The organism is Intrasporangium sp. Soil_C_50 (assembly GCF_057656595.1).
The window spans coordinates 86,153-99,951 of sequence record NZ_JBDGKB010000008.1 but is presented as its reverse complement, the minus strand read 5'-3'; the positions used below and the strand labels follow the sequence as shown (position 1 = coordinate 99,951).

13 protein-coding genes are annotated in these 13,799 nt (G+C 71.0%); 3 read left to right on the top strand and 10 right to left on the bottom strand.

Annotation, left to right across the window (positions count from 1 at the left end):
- Nucleotides 1-7 precede the first annotated feature (7 nt).
- Nucleotides 8-1,057 carry a cytochrome d ubiquinol oxidase subunit II gene (cydB, locus tag AC3A5R_RS16375; RefSeq protein WP_487621823.1) on the bottom strand — a complete coding sequence of 350 codons (1,050 nt, stop codon included), beginning with the start codon at nucleotides 1,055-1,057 and terminating at the stop codon, nucleotides 8-10.
- A gap of 13 nt (nucleotides 1,058-1,070) precedes the next feature.
- Nucleotides 1,071-2,579, bottom strand: a complete 1,509-nt coding sequence (locus tag AC3A5R_RS16370) for a cytochrome ubiquinol oxidase subunit I (protein WP_487621822.1) — start codon at nucleotides 2,577-2,579, stop codon at nucleotides 1,071-1,073.
- Between the two features lie 137 nt (nucleotides 2,580-2,716).
- Here AC3A5R_RS16370 and AC3A5R_RS16365 point away from each other — a divergent pair, with 137 nt between their 5' ends.
- Together AC3A5R_RS16365 and AC3A5R_RS16360 are read left to right on the top strand one after the other, a co-directional pair.
- The gene (locus tag AC3A5R_RS16365) at nucleotides 2,717-3,124 is read left to right on the top strand and encodes a GntR family transcriptional regulator (protein ID WP_487621821.1); all 408 of its coding nucleotides are present in this window, start codon (nucleotides 2,717-2,719) and stop codon (nucleotides 3,122-3,124) included.
- Between the two features lie 1,056 nt (nucleotides 3,125-4,180).
- Nucleotides 4,181-5,278 (top strand): hypothetical protein, encoded by a 1,098-nt coding sequence (locus tag AC3A5R_RS16360; protein WP_487621820.1) that lies wholly within the window; start codon nucleotides 4,181-4,183, stop codon nucleotides 5,276-5,278.
- A 12-nt stretch (nucleotides 5,279-5,290) separates the two neighbouring features.
- Here the strand turns inward: AC3A5R_RS16360 and AC3A5R_RS16355 are convergent, their stop codons facing one another.
- The 8 genes from AC3A5R_RS16355 to AC3A5R_RS16320 all read right to left on the bottom strand — a co-directional run bounded on the left by AC3A5R_RS16355 (nucleotide 5,291) and on the right by AC3A5R_RS16320 (nucleotide 12,680).
- Complete coding sequence (locus tag AC3A5R_RS16355) at nucleotides 5,291-6,094, bottom strand: ribonuclease FAU-1 family protein (protein ID WP_487621819.1); 804 nt, start codon at nucleotides 6,092-6,094, stop codon at nucleotides 5,291-5,293.
- Between the two features lie 62 nt (nucleotides 6,095-6,156).
- The gene (locus AC3A5R_RS16350; RefSeq protein WP_487621818.1) at nucleotides 6,157-6,711 is read right to left on the bottom strand and encodes an LURP-one-related/scramblase family protein; all 555 of its coding nucleotides are present in this window, start codon (nucleotides 6,709-6,711) and stop codon (nucleotides 6,157-6,159) included.
- A 133-nt stretch (nucleotides 6,712-6,844) separates the two neighbouring features.
- Entirely contained in the window at nucleotides 6,845-7,288 is a 444-nt protein-coding gene (locus AC3A5R_RS16345) for a nitroreductase/quinone reductase family protein (protein WP_487621817.1), read from the bottom strand.
- A 114-nt stretch (nucleotides 7,289-7,402) separates the two neighbouring features.
- The gene (paaK, locus tag AC3A5R_RS16340; protein ID WP_487621816.1) at nucleotides 7,403-8,725 is read right to left on the bottom strand and encodes a phenylacetate--CoA ligase PaaK; all 1,323 of its coding nucleotides are present in this window, start codon (nucleotides 8,723-8,725) and stop codon (nucleotides 7,403-7,405) included.
- Nucleotides 8,726-8,903: 178 nt separating this feature from the next.
- Nucleotides 8,904-9,803, bottom strand: coding sequence for an amino acid ABC transporter ATP-binding protein (locus tag AC3A5R_RS16335; protein WP_487621815.1), 900 nt, complete (start codon nucleotides 9,801-9,803; stop codon nucleotides 8,904-8,906).
- On the bottom strand, nucleotides 9,803-10,774 hold the full coding sequence (locus AC3A5R_RS16330) for an amino acid ABC transporter permease (protein WP_487621814.1): 972 nt from the start codon (nucleotides 10,772-10,774) through the stop codon (nucleotides 9,803-9,805). The genes AC3A5R_RS16335 and AC3A5R_RS16330 overlap by 1 nt, the downstream gene beginning before the upstream one ends.
- Nucleotides 10,775-10,782: 8 nt before the next feature.
- Nucleotides 10,783-11,697, bottom strand: a complete 915-nt coding sequence (locus AC3A5R_RS16325; RefSeq protein ID WP_487621813.1) for an ABC transporter substrate-binding protein — start codon at nucleotides 11,695-11,697, stop codon at nucleotides 10,783-10,785.
- A gap of 152 nt (nucleotides 11,698-11,849) precedes the next feature.
- Nucleotides 11,850-12,680, bottom strand: coding sequence for an RDD family protein (locus AC3A5R_RS16320; protein WP_487621812.1), 831 nt, complete (start codon nucleotides 12,678-12,680; stop codon nucleotides 11,850-11,852).
- Between the two features lie 101 nt (nucleotides 12,681-12,781).
- Here AC3A5R_RS16320 and AC3A5R_RS16315 point away from each other — a divergent pair, with 101 nt between their 5' ends.
- Nucleotides 12,782-13,777, top strand: a complete 996-nt coding sequence (locus AC3A5R_RS16315; protein WP_487621811.1) for a stage II sporulation protein M — start codon at nucleotides 12,782-12,784, stop codon at nucleotides 13,775-13,777.
- Nucleotides 13,778-13,799: the final 22 nt, after the last annotated feature.

Here is a 13,799-nt window from a genome sequence, read left to right as displayed (position 1 = left end):
GATCCCTTCAGCTTCCGGTGCTGACGAGCTGGGCCTCGTCGGGAATGTGCTTGACGGTCAGGCGCTTCCGGAACACCCAGTAGGTCCAGCCCTGGTAGAGCAGGACGATCGGGGTGAATACGAGCGCGACGATCGTCATGACCTTGAGCGTGTACTCGGTGCTCGACGCGTTGTCGATCGTCAGGTTGTACGCCGGGTTCGTCGTCGAGGGCATGACGTTCGGGAAGAGCACGAGGAAGTACGTCGCGACGGACATCGCGATCGTCGTCGCCGTCCCGATGAACGCCCAGCCCTCACGGCCGGCGCGGTTGGCCGCCAGCGCCCCGAGCAGGGCCACCGCGGCCACGACGGTCGTGACCCACGAGGCGAGCTTGCCGTCGGTGAGTCCGAGCCACAGCAGCAGCACGACGGCGAGCACCGCGGCCACGGCGCCGACGCGCTGGGCGATGACGCGGGCCTCGAGGCGGATCTGACCGTCGGTCTTGAGGGCGACGAAGATCGCGCCGTGCGTGACGAAGAGGGCCACGAAGACGAGGCCGCCGAGCAGGCTCATCGGGTTGAGGAGGGTGAAGACGTTGCCGGTGAACTCCATGTTCGCGTCGATCGGCACGCCGCGCACGATGTTGGTCAGGGCGACGCCCCACAGGAGTGCGGGCACGAGCGAGCCCCAGAAGATCGCCTGGTCCCAGCGCGCCTTCCACCGGGCGTCCTCGCGCTTGTGCCGGTACTCGAAGCCGAGGTTGCGCACGATGAGCGCGACGAGGATGACAAGCAGCGGTAGGTAGAAGCCGCTGAACAGCGTGGCGTACCAGTGCGGGAAGGCCGCGAAGGTCGCGCCGCCGGCGGTGAGCACCCACACCTCGTTGCCGTCCCACACGGGGCCGATGGTGTTGAGCAGCACGCGGCGACGCTTCTGCGCGTCGGCCTCGTCGGTGGCGTACCGCTTGCCGCCGAGGACGGGCAGGAGCATGCCGACGCCGAAGTCGAAGCCCTCGAGCACGAGGTAGCCCGTCCAGAGGACGCCGAGGAGGACGAACCAGAAGGTTGCGAGGTCCATGGTCACGCGCCTTTCAGTAGGCGAAGACGAGGGGTGCGTCCTCGTCCCGCTCGCTCGGGTCCTGGGGCTTCTCGAAGGGGTCGGCCCCCTTGCGGACGTAGTGGAGGAAGAGCTTGATCTCGACGACGGCGAGGGCCCCGTAGAGGAGCGTGAAGACGACCATCGAGGTGACGACCTCGCCGACCGAGACGCTCGGGGACACGCCCTGCGCAGTGGTCATGAGGCCGAAGACGAGCCAGGGCTGGCGGCCGACCTCGGTGAAGATCCAGCCGAAGCTGTTGGCGAAGACCGGCAGCAGCGGGGCGGCCACGGCGAGCCAGACGAGCCAGCGCTGCGTGGGGGCGCGGCCCTTGCGGGTCATCCAGAGCACGACGAGGGCGATGAGGGCCGTGGCCATGCCGAGCCCGATCATGAGCCGGAAGGTCCAGTACGTCGTCGGGATGTTCGGCGCGTAGCCGGTGGCCGAGGCGACGAGCGGGTCGCCGCTCGCACCGTAGGTCTGGGCGTACTGGGCCTTGAGGTCGTTGATGCCCTTGACCGCGCCGTCGAACGACCCGGTGGCCAGGAAGCTGAGCAGGCCGGGGATCTCGATGATGGCGTTGGCGTGCGACCCGTCGAGCGAGCCGACCGACAGCACCGAGAAGGGCGCACCCTCGCCGGCCGGGACCGAGTCGTAGAGGGCCTCGGCGGCGGCCATCTTCATCGGCTGCACCTCGGTCATGATCTTGCCCTGCACGTCGCCGCTGACCGCGACACCGACCGAGGCGACGAGGCAGAACACGGCGGCCATCCGCGCGGCGCGTCGGTACATCGGCGCGTCCGAGCTGCCCACGGCCGCAACGGTGCCCGACGCGTCGGGCGTGCTGGCACCTGGCGTCTCGGCGGCGCGGCGGGCCTCGCGGCGCATGAGCCACAGGGCGACGCCCATGACGACACCGGCACCGGTCATGTAGGCGGCGAGGACGACGTGCGGGAACGTCACGAGCTGGACCTTGTTGGTCAGCACGGCGAAGAAGTCGGTCAGCTCGGCGCGGCCGGTCACCGGGTTGAACCGGTAGCCGACCGGGTGCTGCATGAAGGAGTTGGCGGCGAGGATGAAGTACGCCGACAGCACGGTGCCGATGTGCACGAGCCACATCGTCGCGGCGTGCAGCTTCTCGGGGATGCGCCCCCAGCCGAAGATCCACAGGCCGAGGAAGGTCGACTCGAGGAAGAACGCGAGCAGGGCCTCGATGGCCAGCGGGGCGCCGAAGATGTCGCCGACGAAGCGGGAGTAGTCGCTCCAGTTCATCCCGAACTGGAACTCCTGCACGATGCCCGTGACGAGCCCGAGCGCGAAGTTGATGAGGAAGAGCTTGCCGAAGAACTTGGCGAGCCGCAGCCACTGCTCGTTGCGGGTGCGGACCCACAGCGTGTGGAAGACGGCGACGATGAGGGACATGCCGATGGTGACCGGCACGAAGAGGAAGTGGTAGACGGTGGTGATGGCGAACTGCCATCGGGCCAGGTCTGTGGCATCCATGAAGGCTCCCGACGCGGTGGACTGGCGAACTACATGACGTAGTAGATGCTACGACCTCGTGTAGTACTACAGCGCGTCGGGCCCTCGTTCGGGGTGTGAAGCGGGTCACGGCGCCGACGAGACGGCAGGATGTCCGCGTGGACGAGCGAACGGTGACGGTCGACGGTTCCGGTGGTGGCGGGCGCCTGCGGGTCGACCACGACGCCGCGACCGCTCCCTTCGAGCAGGTACGGGACGGGCTCGCCGGGCTCATCACGGCCGGACGGTTGCTGCCCGGCGACCGGCTGCCCACCGTGCGGGGACTCGCCACCGACCTCGGCGTCGCCGCGAACACCGTGGCCCGCGCGGTCAAGGAGCTCGAGGCGGCCGGCCTCGTCGTCACCGGCCGACGCGCAGGCACGACCGTCGCGTCCGGAGCGCACGCGAGCGAGGTGGTGCTCGAGGCGCTCGCCGTGCGGTTCGTCGGCGGCGCGCGCGACGCCGGGTTCGAGGAGGGGGACGCGCTCGACGCGGTGCGCCGGGCCTTCCGCGCCTCGCGCGGCTGAGGGCCTCACAGGGACGCGTTGCCCGCGTCGGTCGCGTGTCGCGTCGGCCGGGAGGCACGTCAGGCGGGTGACGCGTCGGGCGGGACGGGCGTCAGGCGGGACGGGCGTCAGGCGGGACGGGCGTCAGGCGGGACGGGCGAAGGGGTGGGCTAGGCGCGTCAGCCGGTGCTGACGCGTCGAGCGGGACTGCGGCTCACGCGTCGCTCGCGCCGGGCGTCGCGGCGCGGCAGGTGTGTTCGGCCAGTTCCCGGCGATGCGGGCGGCCTGCGGAGGAAGGCCCATGGTGGTGCTCCTGTCGGGTCGGGCGATGGGGTGCTGCAGGGGCCGTTCGGCGTGCCCCAGGGTCAGAGCCTGCAACCGGGGTGCTGATACGCGGGCCGCCGACGGGTGGCGTGCGAGCGGCCGCTGCCAGCGCGCGAGGGTCCCTTACCGGTGGTAACTTCCCGACCACACCGCACCCTCACCCCTCGGGGAGGCTTCGATGACGAAGCGCTGGAACCGGTCCACCCGTCGACCCGTGGTCGTCCTGGCGGCCGCGGTCGTCGTCGCCGCCGCCGGGCTGGCTCCCGCCGCCGCGTCCGGCGCCTGGTATGAGCCGGTCCACCCGCAGAGCCCCGACTCGCAGGTGGACATCACCGGACCGCCGCTCGCCGGCACCCAGCCCGACGGCACGGTGCGCGGCTACGTCGACGCGCACACGCACCTCATGTCCGACATCGGCTTCGGCGGCGACATCGTGTGCGGGGCGACGTACAGCCCCAAGGGGATCGGCGACGCGCTCGAGGACTGCGACAACCACTACCCCGACGGCCGGACCGCCCTCATCGAGAACCTCACGAACAAGGAGGGCAGCAACCCGCTCGCCACGCACGACCCCGTCGGCTGGCCGACCTTCCGCGACTGGCCGAAGTGGAGCAGCCTCACCCACCAGCAGATGTACTACCGGTGGGTCGAGCGAGCCTGGCGCGGCGGCGAGCGGATCATGGTCGCCGACGCCGTCAACAACAACTTCTGTGCAGCCTGCCGACCCAGGTCAACCGCTACTCGTGCGACGACATGGACACCGTGCGGCGCCAGATCGCCGAGACGAAGAAGCTCGAGGCCTTCGTCGACGACCAGTACGGCGGCCCCGGCAAGGGCTGGTTCCGCATCGCCTACTCCGCCCAGGCGGCGCGCCGGTACGTCGCCCAGGGCAAGCTCGCCGTCGTCCTCGGTGTCGAGGTGAGCAACCCGTTCGGCTGCAAGCTCACCCTCGGCGTCCCGGGCTGCACCACGGCGCAGATCGACGCCGGCCTCACCGAGCTGCACGACCTCGGGGTCCGTTCGATGTTCCTGTGCCACAAGTTCGACAACGCCCTGTGTGGCGTCCGCTTCGACGAGGGAACCCAGGGCGTCGTCGTCAACCTCGGCAACTTCATCAACACGGGACAGTGGTGGCGGACCGAGCCGTGTCGCACCGAGCTGCACGACCACACCATCGCCACCGCGGTCATCCCGAAGCAGCTCGCGCCGTACCTGCCCGGCGGACTCGTCGCGCCCGTCTACCCGCCCGGCCCGCACTGCAACCCCCGTGGCCTCTCCGCGCTCGGCGAGTACGCCCTCGCCGGGATGATGAAGCGCGGCATGGTCGTCGAGGTCGACCACATGAGCGTCAAGGCCGCCACCCGCACCCTCGACCTGCTCGAGGCGGCGGACTACCCCGGCGTCGTCTCGTCCCACTCGTGGATGGACACCCACCTCACCGAGCGCATCTACCGGCTCGGCGGGTTCATCGCCCAGTACGGCCACGACGCGGGCGAGTTCGTCGACACGATGCACACCGACGAGGCCCTCCGCGCGAGGTACGGCGTCGGCTACGGCTACGGCATGGACATGAACGGCTTCGGCGGCACGCCCGCCCCGCGCACCGGGTCGGCGGTGACCTATCCGTTCACGACGCTCGGTGGGGCGACCGCCGACCGGCAGGTCACCGGCCAGCGCACGTGGGACTACAACCGCGACGGCGTCCCGATGTACGGCCTCATCCCCGACTGGGTGGAGGACATGCGGCGCCTCGGCGGCCAGCAGGTCGTCGACGAGCTGGCTCGCGGCGCCGAGTCGTACCTGCGCACGTCGGCCGGCGCCCAGGCGTGGACGCCGCCGGCCCGTCACTGACCCGCCACGGGCTCAGCTGTCGAGCAGGTCGACGTCCCACCGTTCGTCGGCGCGCAGGACGGGCGCCGTCCACGCGGCGTCCGGACGCCACCGCGTCCACGCGTCGTCGAAGGGCCAGTCTCCGGCGCGGAAGGACGCGCGCCCGTGCTCGGCGTTGAGCCGGATCGCCGCCGTCTGGTCGGCCCCGAGCAGCCCGGCCTGCTCGGCCGCCTCGAGCTCGTCGGCGTCCTTGACGTGGACGGTGCCGCCGGCCTCGATCCAGAGGTCGAGGACGTGGTCGCCGGTGAACGTGTCGTGCCCCGCGCGGTGGTGCGCCGTCTCGAGGTTGACGTACCAGCCGGCGAACTCCCACGCGTCGTGGCCGTCCGGGTCGGCCGGGTCGATGCCGTCCGGCACGTCCCAGAACAGCCACACCGACCACGGCGTGCCCGCCGGCACGATGCGCAGGATCCCAGCGCCATGCCATCGCGCGCGCGCCTGTACCCGATGGGGAGCACGCAGGTAGCGCTCGGCGAGCGCCACGTCCCGCAGGTCCGACCCGTCGGGGTACCGCTTGGTCAGCTGCGGCGTGCCGGGCGCGAGCCAGGCGACGAGCCCGCGCTCGTCGTCGCGCACGACGCGCATCGGCGACACCGTCTCGGGCCGGCCCGGTGCCCAGGCGTGGTCGCGGTAGCGCCACATGACGACCTCGCCCGGGCCGAGGAAGGGTGGCGTCCCCAGCGGGCGTGCGCCGTCGGGGACGCGAACGTCGTACGGCGCCGGGACGGGAGCGTCGGTGGGCGGCTGAGCGTCGGGCATCGGCAGGACCTCGGACATCCGGCCACCCTACGAGGATCCGCCCGGCTGCAGCGGGGACGCACCGCACGCCGCGACGAGCCTCAGCCGACGTCGTGCGTCATGCTGTCGATGACGGCCGTCACGGCCAGGACCAGCACGACGTTCCTGCCGTCCACGACCTCGACGCCGTAGGTGTCCGCCACCCGGAACCACTTCTTCGACACCTCGGCGACGTCCTCGCCACCCTGGGAGATGCGGTACTCGTGGTCGACGATGTTGCCCTGGACGTCCATGTCCTCACCGTCTGCGACGTCGACGCTGAACCGCTCGCGCAGCGGGGTGATCATCGCCTTCTTGACCGTCGCCACGGTGCGTCCGGACGGGTCCTCGATGGTCATGGTGTCGCGCACCCGCAGCTTGCGCTCCTGGAGCTTGAGCAGCTCGTTGCCCGACGCGTCCTCGAAGATGAGGGTGTCGCGGATGCGCATGGCCTTGCCGTTGACCTTGAACACGCGTCTGCCCTGCTCGTCCTCGATCCAGGAGTCGTCGCCGATCGCGACGAGCTTCTGCCGCATCCGGTACGTGGTCCTGCCGACCCCTCGCCGCTCGTCGCGACGTTCCTCACGGCGCTCCCGACGCCGATCTCCCAGTGCCATGGCTGCCTCCTCGGCTCCGACTCTTCGGACGCCCTTCAGGACACCGGGCGCAGGGCGAGGTGTCACCCCTCGATCCGAGTGAGTTGCAGCCGTGTCACGGTGACGTGCGGCACCCAGGGTGTCGGCGTCAGCGTCAGCTTCGCGACGGCGATGGCGTCAGCTTCGCGACGGCGATGGCGCGGCCGGCCTTCGTCTCGTAGGCGGCGAAGAAGGGGGCCCTCGCCACGACGACGTCGGTCCAGGCGGCGTCGCGCTCGGCGCCGCGCAGCACGTCGACCCTCACCTCGTGGTGCCGGCGGCCGATCTGCACCGACGCGTGGGTCGCCGCGCGCAGGTTGCGGATCCACTGCGGCTCCGCCGGCCGGCCGCCCGCCGAGGCCGCGAGGTAGTAGGAGCCGTCGTGCTCGAAGTAGCCGACCGGCGTCGTGTGCGGCGCCCCCGTCCGGCGGCCGACGACGGTGAGGAGCAGCACCGGGACGCCTCGCACGCGACCGCCGACCCGGCCGCCGGTGCGGCGGTACATCCAGACCGACGCCGTGTTGCCGGCCTTCCACAGGCGCTGGCCGATCGATGCCATGGCTTCCTCGCTCGTTCGCTCACTGGCGGGTGTCCGGCCGGCCCGGGCCCTCGACCCGAGTCAAGCACCCCGACCGTGCCCTCACCGGACGAAGGAGTGCCCGACGTGCCGGTTTCAGGCCTTGGGGCGTTCGTCGACGATGCGGCGGGCCTTGCCGATCGACCGCTCGATGGAGCCGGGGGAGCGCACCTGCACCCGGCACGTCACGCCGACGTGGGTCTTGACGGCGTGCTCGAGCCGTCGGGCGATCTCGCCGGACGCGTCGTCGGAGGGGCGCTCGAGCGGCTCGACCAGCACGGTCAGCTCGACCATCCGGCCGGGTTGGGTCAGGACGCACTGGAAGTACGGCGACAGCCCGGGCTCGGCGAGCACGTGCTCCTCGATCTGCGTCGGGAAGACGTTGACGCCGCGGATGATCATCATGTCGTCGGTGCGCCCGGTCACCTTCTGCATGCGCCGCATCGAGGGGACCGCGGTGCCCGGCAGCAGGCGCGTCAGGTCGCGGGTGCGGTAGCGCAGCACCGGCATGGCCTCCTTGGTCAGCGACGTGAAGACGAGCTCACCGAGCTCACCGTCGGGCAGCACCTCCTCGGTCACCGGGTCGATGACCTCGGGGTAGAAGTGGTCCTCCCAGATGTGCAGGCCGTCCTTCGTCGTCGCCGCCTCCTGCGCGACGCCGGGGCCCATCACCTCCGACAGCCCGTAGATGTCGACGGCGTCCATGCCGGTGCGCCGCTCGATCTCCTGGCGCATCGACTCGGTCCACGGCTCGGCGCCGAAGATGCCGACCTGCAGGCTCGTCGCGGCGGGGTCGAGGCCGGCGCGCTCCATCTCGTCGAGCAGGGACAGGAAGTAGCTCGGCGTCACCATGATGACGCGCGGGCCGAAGTCCTGGATCAGCTGCACCTGGCGCTCGGTCATGCCGCCGCTGACCGGCACGACGGTCGCCCCGAGCCGCTCGACGCCGTAGTGCGCGCCGAGACCGCCGGTGAACAGGCCGTAGCCGTAGGCGACGTGGACGACGTCGCCCGGGTGGCCGCCGGCGAGGCGGATCGAGCGGGCCACGAGGTCGGCCCACGTGTCGATGTCGCGCCTCGTGTAGCCGACGACGGTGGGGCGGCCGGTGGTACCCGAGCTGGCGTGGATGCGCACGACCTGCTCGCGCGGCACGGCGAACATCCCGAACGGGTAGTTGGCGCGCAGGTCGGCCTTCGCCGTGAAGGGCAGGTGACGCAGGTCGTCGAGGCCGCGGACGTCGCCGGCGTGGATCCCCCTGTCCTCGAAAGCCTTCCGGTAGTGCGGGACGTTCTCGTACGCATGCCGTACGGAGGCCTGCAGTCGTTCGAGCTGGAGCCCGCGCAGCTCGTCGACCGACAGCGTCGGGATCTCGTGGTCGGGCAAAGCGGGGCGTGGGCGCTCGGCTGACTCCGTCGTCATGCCGCCCATTCTTACCGTCGAGAGGCCACGTTTCGTCCCCTCCCCACCGTCGAGAGGCCAGGAGTGGCTGTCCCGGACGTGTCGAGAGGCCACTTCCCGGTCCGGGGAGTGGCCTCTCGACCCGCCGTCGGCCACCAAACGTGGCCTTTCGACGTTTCTGGGGGCGGGGGGTGACGCGTCAGGCGTCGGGTGTCGCGTCGGGTGTCGCGTCGGGTCGGGGGTGCGACGCGGCGGCGTCGGCGGCGTCGGTGTCGTCCTCGGTGCGCATCCGCTGGAGGAAGGACTTCGTGCGTTCGTGCTGCGGGTTGCCGAGGACGTCCCTCGGGGCGCCCTCCTCGACGACGACGCCGGCGTCCATGAAGACGACGTGGTCGGCGACCTCACGCGCGAAACCCATCTCGTGGGTCACGACGATCATCGTCATGCCGGCGCGGGCCAGCTCGCGCATGACCCGGAGCACCTCGCCGACGAGCTCGGGGTCGAGGGCCGACGTCGGCTCGTCGAAGAGCATCAGCTTCGGGTCCATCGCCAGGGCCCGGGCGATCGCGACGCGCTGCTGCTGACCGCCGGACAGCTGGGCGGGGTAGGAGGTCGGCTTGTCGCCGAGCCCCACCTGCTCGAGCAGCTCGAGCGCCTTGGCCCGTGCCTCCTTCTTGCCGACACCCTTGACCTGCACCGGCGCCTCCATGACGTTCTGGAGGGCCGTCATGTGCGGGAAGAGGTTGAAGCGCTGGAACACCATGCCGATGTCGCGGCGCTGCGCGGCCACCTGCTTGTCGGTGAGGTGGTGCAGCTGACCGTCGTCGTCGCGGAAGCCGACGAGGTCGCCGTCGACCCAGATGCGGCCGCCGTCGATCTCCTCGAGCTGGTTGATGCAGCGCAGGAAGGTGGTCTTGCCGGACCCCGACGGGCCGAGCAGGCAGACCACCTCACCGCGGTGCACGGTGAGGTCGATGCCCTTGAGGACCTCCGTGCCGTGGAAGCTCTTCATGACGTTGAGGGCGCGGACGAGCGGCTCCTCCTCGCCCGGGCGGGAGCGCTCGTGCGGCGTCGTCGGGGTCGTGGTCGTCTCGGACATCAGGCGCCTCCTGCCCCGGCCGGCCGTGCGAACCGCTTGTTGCTCGGGGTGCCGAAGCCGCGCCCGAACCGCTTCTCGAGGAAGTACTGCCCGACCATGAGCACCGACCCGACGATGAGGTACCACGCCGTGACGGCGACGAAGGCCGGCATGATGAGCAGCGTCCGGGTGCCGATGGCGCTGGTCTGGTAGAAGAGCTCGGTGATGACCGGGATCGCCGAGAGCAGCGAGGTGTCCTTGACCATCGCGATGGTCTCGTTGCCCGTCGGGGGCACGATGACGCGCATCGCCTGGGGCAGCACGATCCGGCGCATGGCCTGGCCCCGGTTCATCCCGAGGGCCGAGGCCGCCTCGGCCTGCCCCTTGTCGACCGACAGGATGCCGGCGCGGGCGATCTCGGCCATGTAGGCCGCCTCGGACAGGCCCAGGCCGATGATGCCGGCGACCAGCGTGCTCGAGAACTGGTTGACGTTGAGGGTGAAGAACGTGAAGTCGCTCGAGAGGCCCATGACCGAGGCCAGCTGCTGGCCGAACGGCACGCCGAAGTCGATCGTGTTGTAGAGGTAGCCGACGCCGCTGCCGATCATCGCCAGCAGCACGAGGCGCGGGATCCCGCGGAAGAACCACGTGTAGACGAACGACACGCCGCGCAGGACGGGATTGTGCGACAGGCGCAGGACCGCGATGAGGATGCCGCCGACGATGCCGATGACCATCGAGCCGACGGTGCCGATGATGGTGCCCTTCCACAGGCCCTCGATCACCGGCGTCTGCTCCATGATCTCCAGCGCCTTGGGGAAGTTCCAGCGCGTGTTGGTCAGGAACGAGCTGATGAGCATCGCGACGAGCACGAGGATCACGACGAGCGCGACCCACCGTCCGGGGTGCCGGACGGGCCGGGCGTCGATGAGGCCCGGCCGGTCCGTGGTCGTGCCGGACGGTGTGCCGGTCTTCTCGGTGGTGCCAGTCACGGGATGACTCACGGGTTGACGGCGAAGTTGTCGATGGCGCCCTTCTCGACCGCGTACTTCTTCAGCGCCGCGTCGTAGCTGCCGTCGGCCTTGGTGGCCTTGAGCGCCTCGACGAGGAGGTTGGCAAAGTCGGTCTGGTCCTTGGGCACGACGTAGCCGTAGGGGGCGGAGTCGTAGATGTCGCCGAGCGGCTCGAGCTGGCCGGTCTGCTTGACGGCGTAGAGGCCGACGGGCGAGTCGGCGAGCATCGCGACGGTCTTGCCGCTGACGACGTCGGAGGTGACCTGGTCCTGCCCCTTCTGGATGACCATGGTGATCGCCGGCTTGCCGGCGTCGGTGCACTTCTTGCTGCGGGCCGCGAGGTCGTCGGCCTGGGTCGTGCCCTTCTGGGCGCCGACCGCCTTGCCGCAGACGTCGTCCATGTTGACCTTCTGCGGGTTGCCCTTCGCCACGACCCACAGCGTGCCGGCCTTGTAGTAGCTCACCATGTTGACCTGCTTCTTGCGGTCGGCGTTGATGCTGAAGCTCGAGACGCCCATGTCGTACTTGCCGCTCGTGACGCCGAGGATGATCGTGTCGAAGCCGGCCGGCTGCCACTCCGTCTTGAGGCCGAGCTTGGCGGCGACGGCATTGAACACGTCGACGTCGAAGCCCTCGACGGTCTTGCCGTCGCTCGCGAGCATCTCGTTGGGTGCATACGTCGGGTCGGTGCCGATCGTGATGACGCCCTTGCTCTTGAGGGCGGCCGGGACCTTGGCGGCGAGCGCCTGGTCGACACCTCCACCGGCCGGGGTCGTGGCGGCACCGCCGGACGCGGAGCCCCCGCTGCCCGGGTTGGTCGACAGGGAGTTCGACCCGCAGGCCGACAGCGAGAGGCCGGCGGCGACGAGGCCGGTCACGGCGATGAGGGACATGCGGCGCATGCTGGTGGGTCCTTCCGGGCGTGCAACGGTCGAGCCGGCGCGTCGGCGCACTGGCTGGGTCTGGCCGATACTGCCACCTCTGCCTGTACGTGCACACCGGATACACCGAACCGTTAGGTGGGCCACGTCCGGTCGTCGACGGCGACGCGGCGTCAGCGCTCGCGGGGCAGGACGGCGTCGCGCAGCCGCTGGTCGCGGGCGATGCGCGTCAGGTCGCGCCGGTAGCGCTCGGCGGCGACGGCACGCAGGACGGTCTCGAGGTGGTGACCCGGCGGTGGCGGGGGCGCGACCGAGGAGAGCACGCGTCCGAGCAGCTGTCGACCGTGCGCGTCGCGTGCGGCCGGCGCGAACGACGCTGCGCGGGGGAGGAACTGGCGCAGCGCGGTGGCGAGGCCCGGGTCGAGCGGGGCGATGTCGGCGCGGGCCGCCCACGCCTCGAGCTCGGCCGGCATGCTCGGAGGTGCCGGCAGCCTGAGTCGGCTGCGTTCGGACACGACGTACGTGCCGGCCGCCTGGTCGCCGAGCCGCTTGACGCGTGAGCTGGACAGGGCGGCGATGGCCGCGGCGACGCCGGTGGTCAGGTAGATCTCGGGCCAGCCGACGAGCGCACGGGTCAGCGTGTGCCGCGAGGACACCGGGCCGCCGTCGTCACGCACGACCCGCAGGCCCGTGACGAGCTTGCCGAGGGTCTTGCCACGGGTCAGCGCCTCGGTGGTGGTCGGGACGCCGACGAGGACCCCGACGAGCACCACGATGACGGCCGTCCGGGCCACGGCCTCCGAGGACCCCTGGGTCAGGCTGGTCGCGACGACGATGAGGCCCCAGCACACGAGACCGTTGACGACGACGTCGATGAGCCCCGACACGATGCGCGAGCCGATGTTGGCCACCGGCAGCTCGAGGGCCACGCCCTCACCGGTCACCGACTCCTGGGCCGCGTACCCCCGGTAGGGCGCGGGCGCGCTGCGCGCATTGGCCGTCACGGGAGGCAGGGTAACCCCGCGGGCGACCCTCTGGAGGCCGGACGCGAACGGCTGTGGACCGACACGGCCCGCGGCCGCGTGCGCGCGGTTAGGGTGACGCCGTGAACGTCGACGCGCTCGTCACCGCGCACCACGAGCAGTGGGCGCGCCTCGACGCGCTGAGCAAGCGGCGTCGCCTCTCGGGGGCCGAGGCCGACGAGCTGCTCGACCTCTACGAGCGCGTGTCGACGCACCTGTCGCAGGTGCGCTCGACCGCCCCCGACCCGGCGCTCGTGCGCCACCTCTCGATGCTCCTGACGCGGGCCCGGCTCTCGCTCGCGGGGCGCCACGCGTCGACGTGGTCGGGCCTGCTCACCTTCTTCCGCAGCACCTTCCCCGCCGGTCTCTACGACCTCAGACGCTGGTGGGTGTCGACGCTCGTGGGCAGCGTCGTCCTCATGGCGCTCGTCACCGCCTGGACCCTGGCCCATCCCGAGCTCTACACCTCGCAGCTGTCCGCGGAGCAGATCCGCGCCTACGTCGACACCGACTTCGCCGGGTACTACTCGGAGTTCGCCCACCACGAGTTCGCGACGCAGGTGTGGGTCAACAACGCGTGGGTCGCGGCCCAGTGCATCGCCTTCGGCGCCCTCGGGCTGCCGGTGATCTACGTGCTGTGGCAGAACGTCGTCAACGTCGGCATCGTCGCGGCCCTCATGGTCAGCCACGACCGCGCCTCGCTCTTCTTCGGGCTGATCCTGCCGCACGGGCTGCTCGAGCTGACCGCCGTGTTCGTCGCGGGCGGCGCCGGGCTGCGGCTCTTCTGGTCGTGGGTCGATCCCGGACCCCTGTCGCGCTCGGCGTCGTTCGCGCGCACGGGACGCAAGGTCGTCGGCATCGCGCTGGGGCTCGTCGTGGTGCTGCTCGTCAGCGGCGTCATCGAGGGCTTCGTCACGCCGTCGGGACTGCCGACCGCCGCGCGGATCGCCATCGGCCTGGTCGCCTGGGGTGCCTTCCTCGTCTACGTCTTCGTCGTGGGGCGGCGGGCCCACCGCGCCGGCGCCACCGGTGACGTCGCCGACCACGTGGCCGGCGACGCAGCACCGGTCGCCGGCTGAGGCGTCCGAGCACCCCGGCCAC

Bases quoted from the DNA above. Each gene is read 5' to 3' on its own strand.
- cydB (WP_487621823.1), bottom strand. From the start codon at position 1,057: ATGGACCTCGCAACCTTCTGGTTCGTCCTCCTCGGCGTCCTCTGGACG.
- AC3A5R_RS16370 (WP_487621822.1), bottom strand. From the start codon at position 2,579: ATGGATGCCACAGACCTGGCCCGATGGCAGTTCGCCATCACCACCGTC.
- AC3A5R_RS16360 (WP_487621820.1), top strand. From the start codon at position 4,181: ATGGACACCGTGCGGCGCCAGATCGCCGAGACGAAGAAGCTCGAGGCC.
- AC3A5R_RS16355 (WP_487621819.1), bottom strand. From the start codon at position 6,094: ATGTCCGAGGTCCTGCCGATGCCCGACGCTCAGCCGCCCACCGACGCT.
- AC3A5R_RS16350 (WP_487621818.1), bottom strand. From the start codon at position 6,711: ATGGCACTGGGAGATCGGCGTCGGGAGCGCCGTGAGGAACGTCGCGAC.
- AC3A5R_RS16345 (WP_487621817.1), bottom strand. From the start codon at position 7,288: ATGGCATCGATCGGCCAGCGCCTGTGGAAGGCCGGCAACACGGCGTCG.
- paaK (WP_487621816.1), bottom strand. From the start codon at position 8,725: ATGACGACGGAGTCAGCCGAGCGCCCACGCCCCGCTTTGCCCGACCAC.
- AC3A5R_RS16335 (WP_487621815.1), bottom strand. From the start codon at position 9,803: ATGTCCGAGACGACCACGACCCCGACGACGCCGCACGAGCGCTCCCGC.
- AC3A5R_RS16325 (WP_487621813.1), bottom strand. From the start codon at position 11,697: ATGCGCCGCATGTCCCTCATCGCCGTGACCGGCCTCGTCGCCGCCGGC.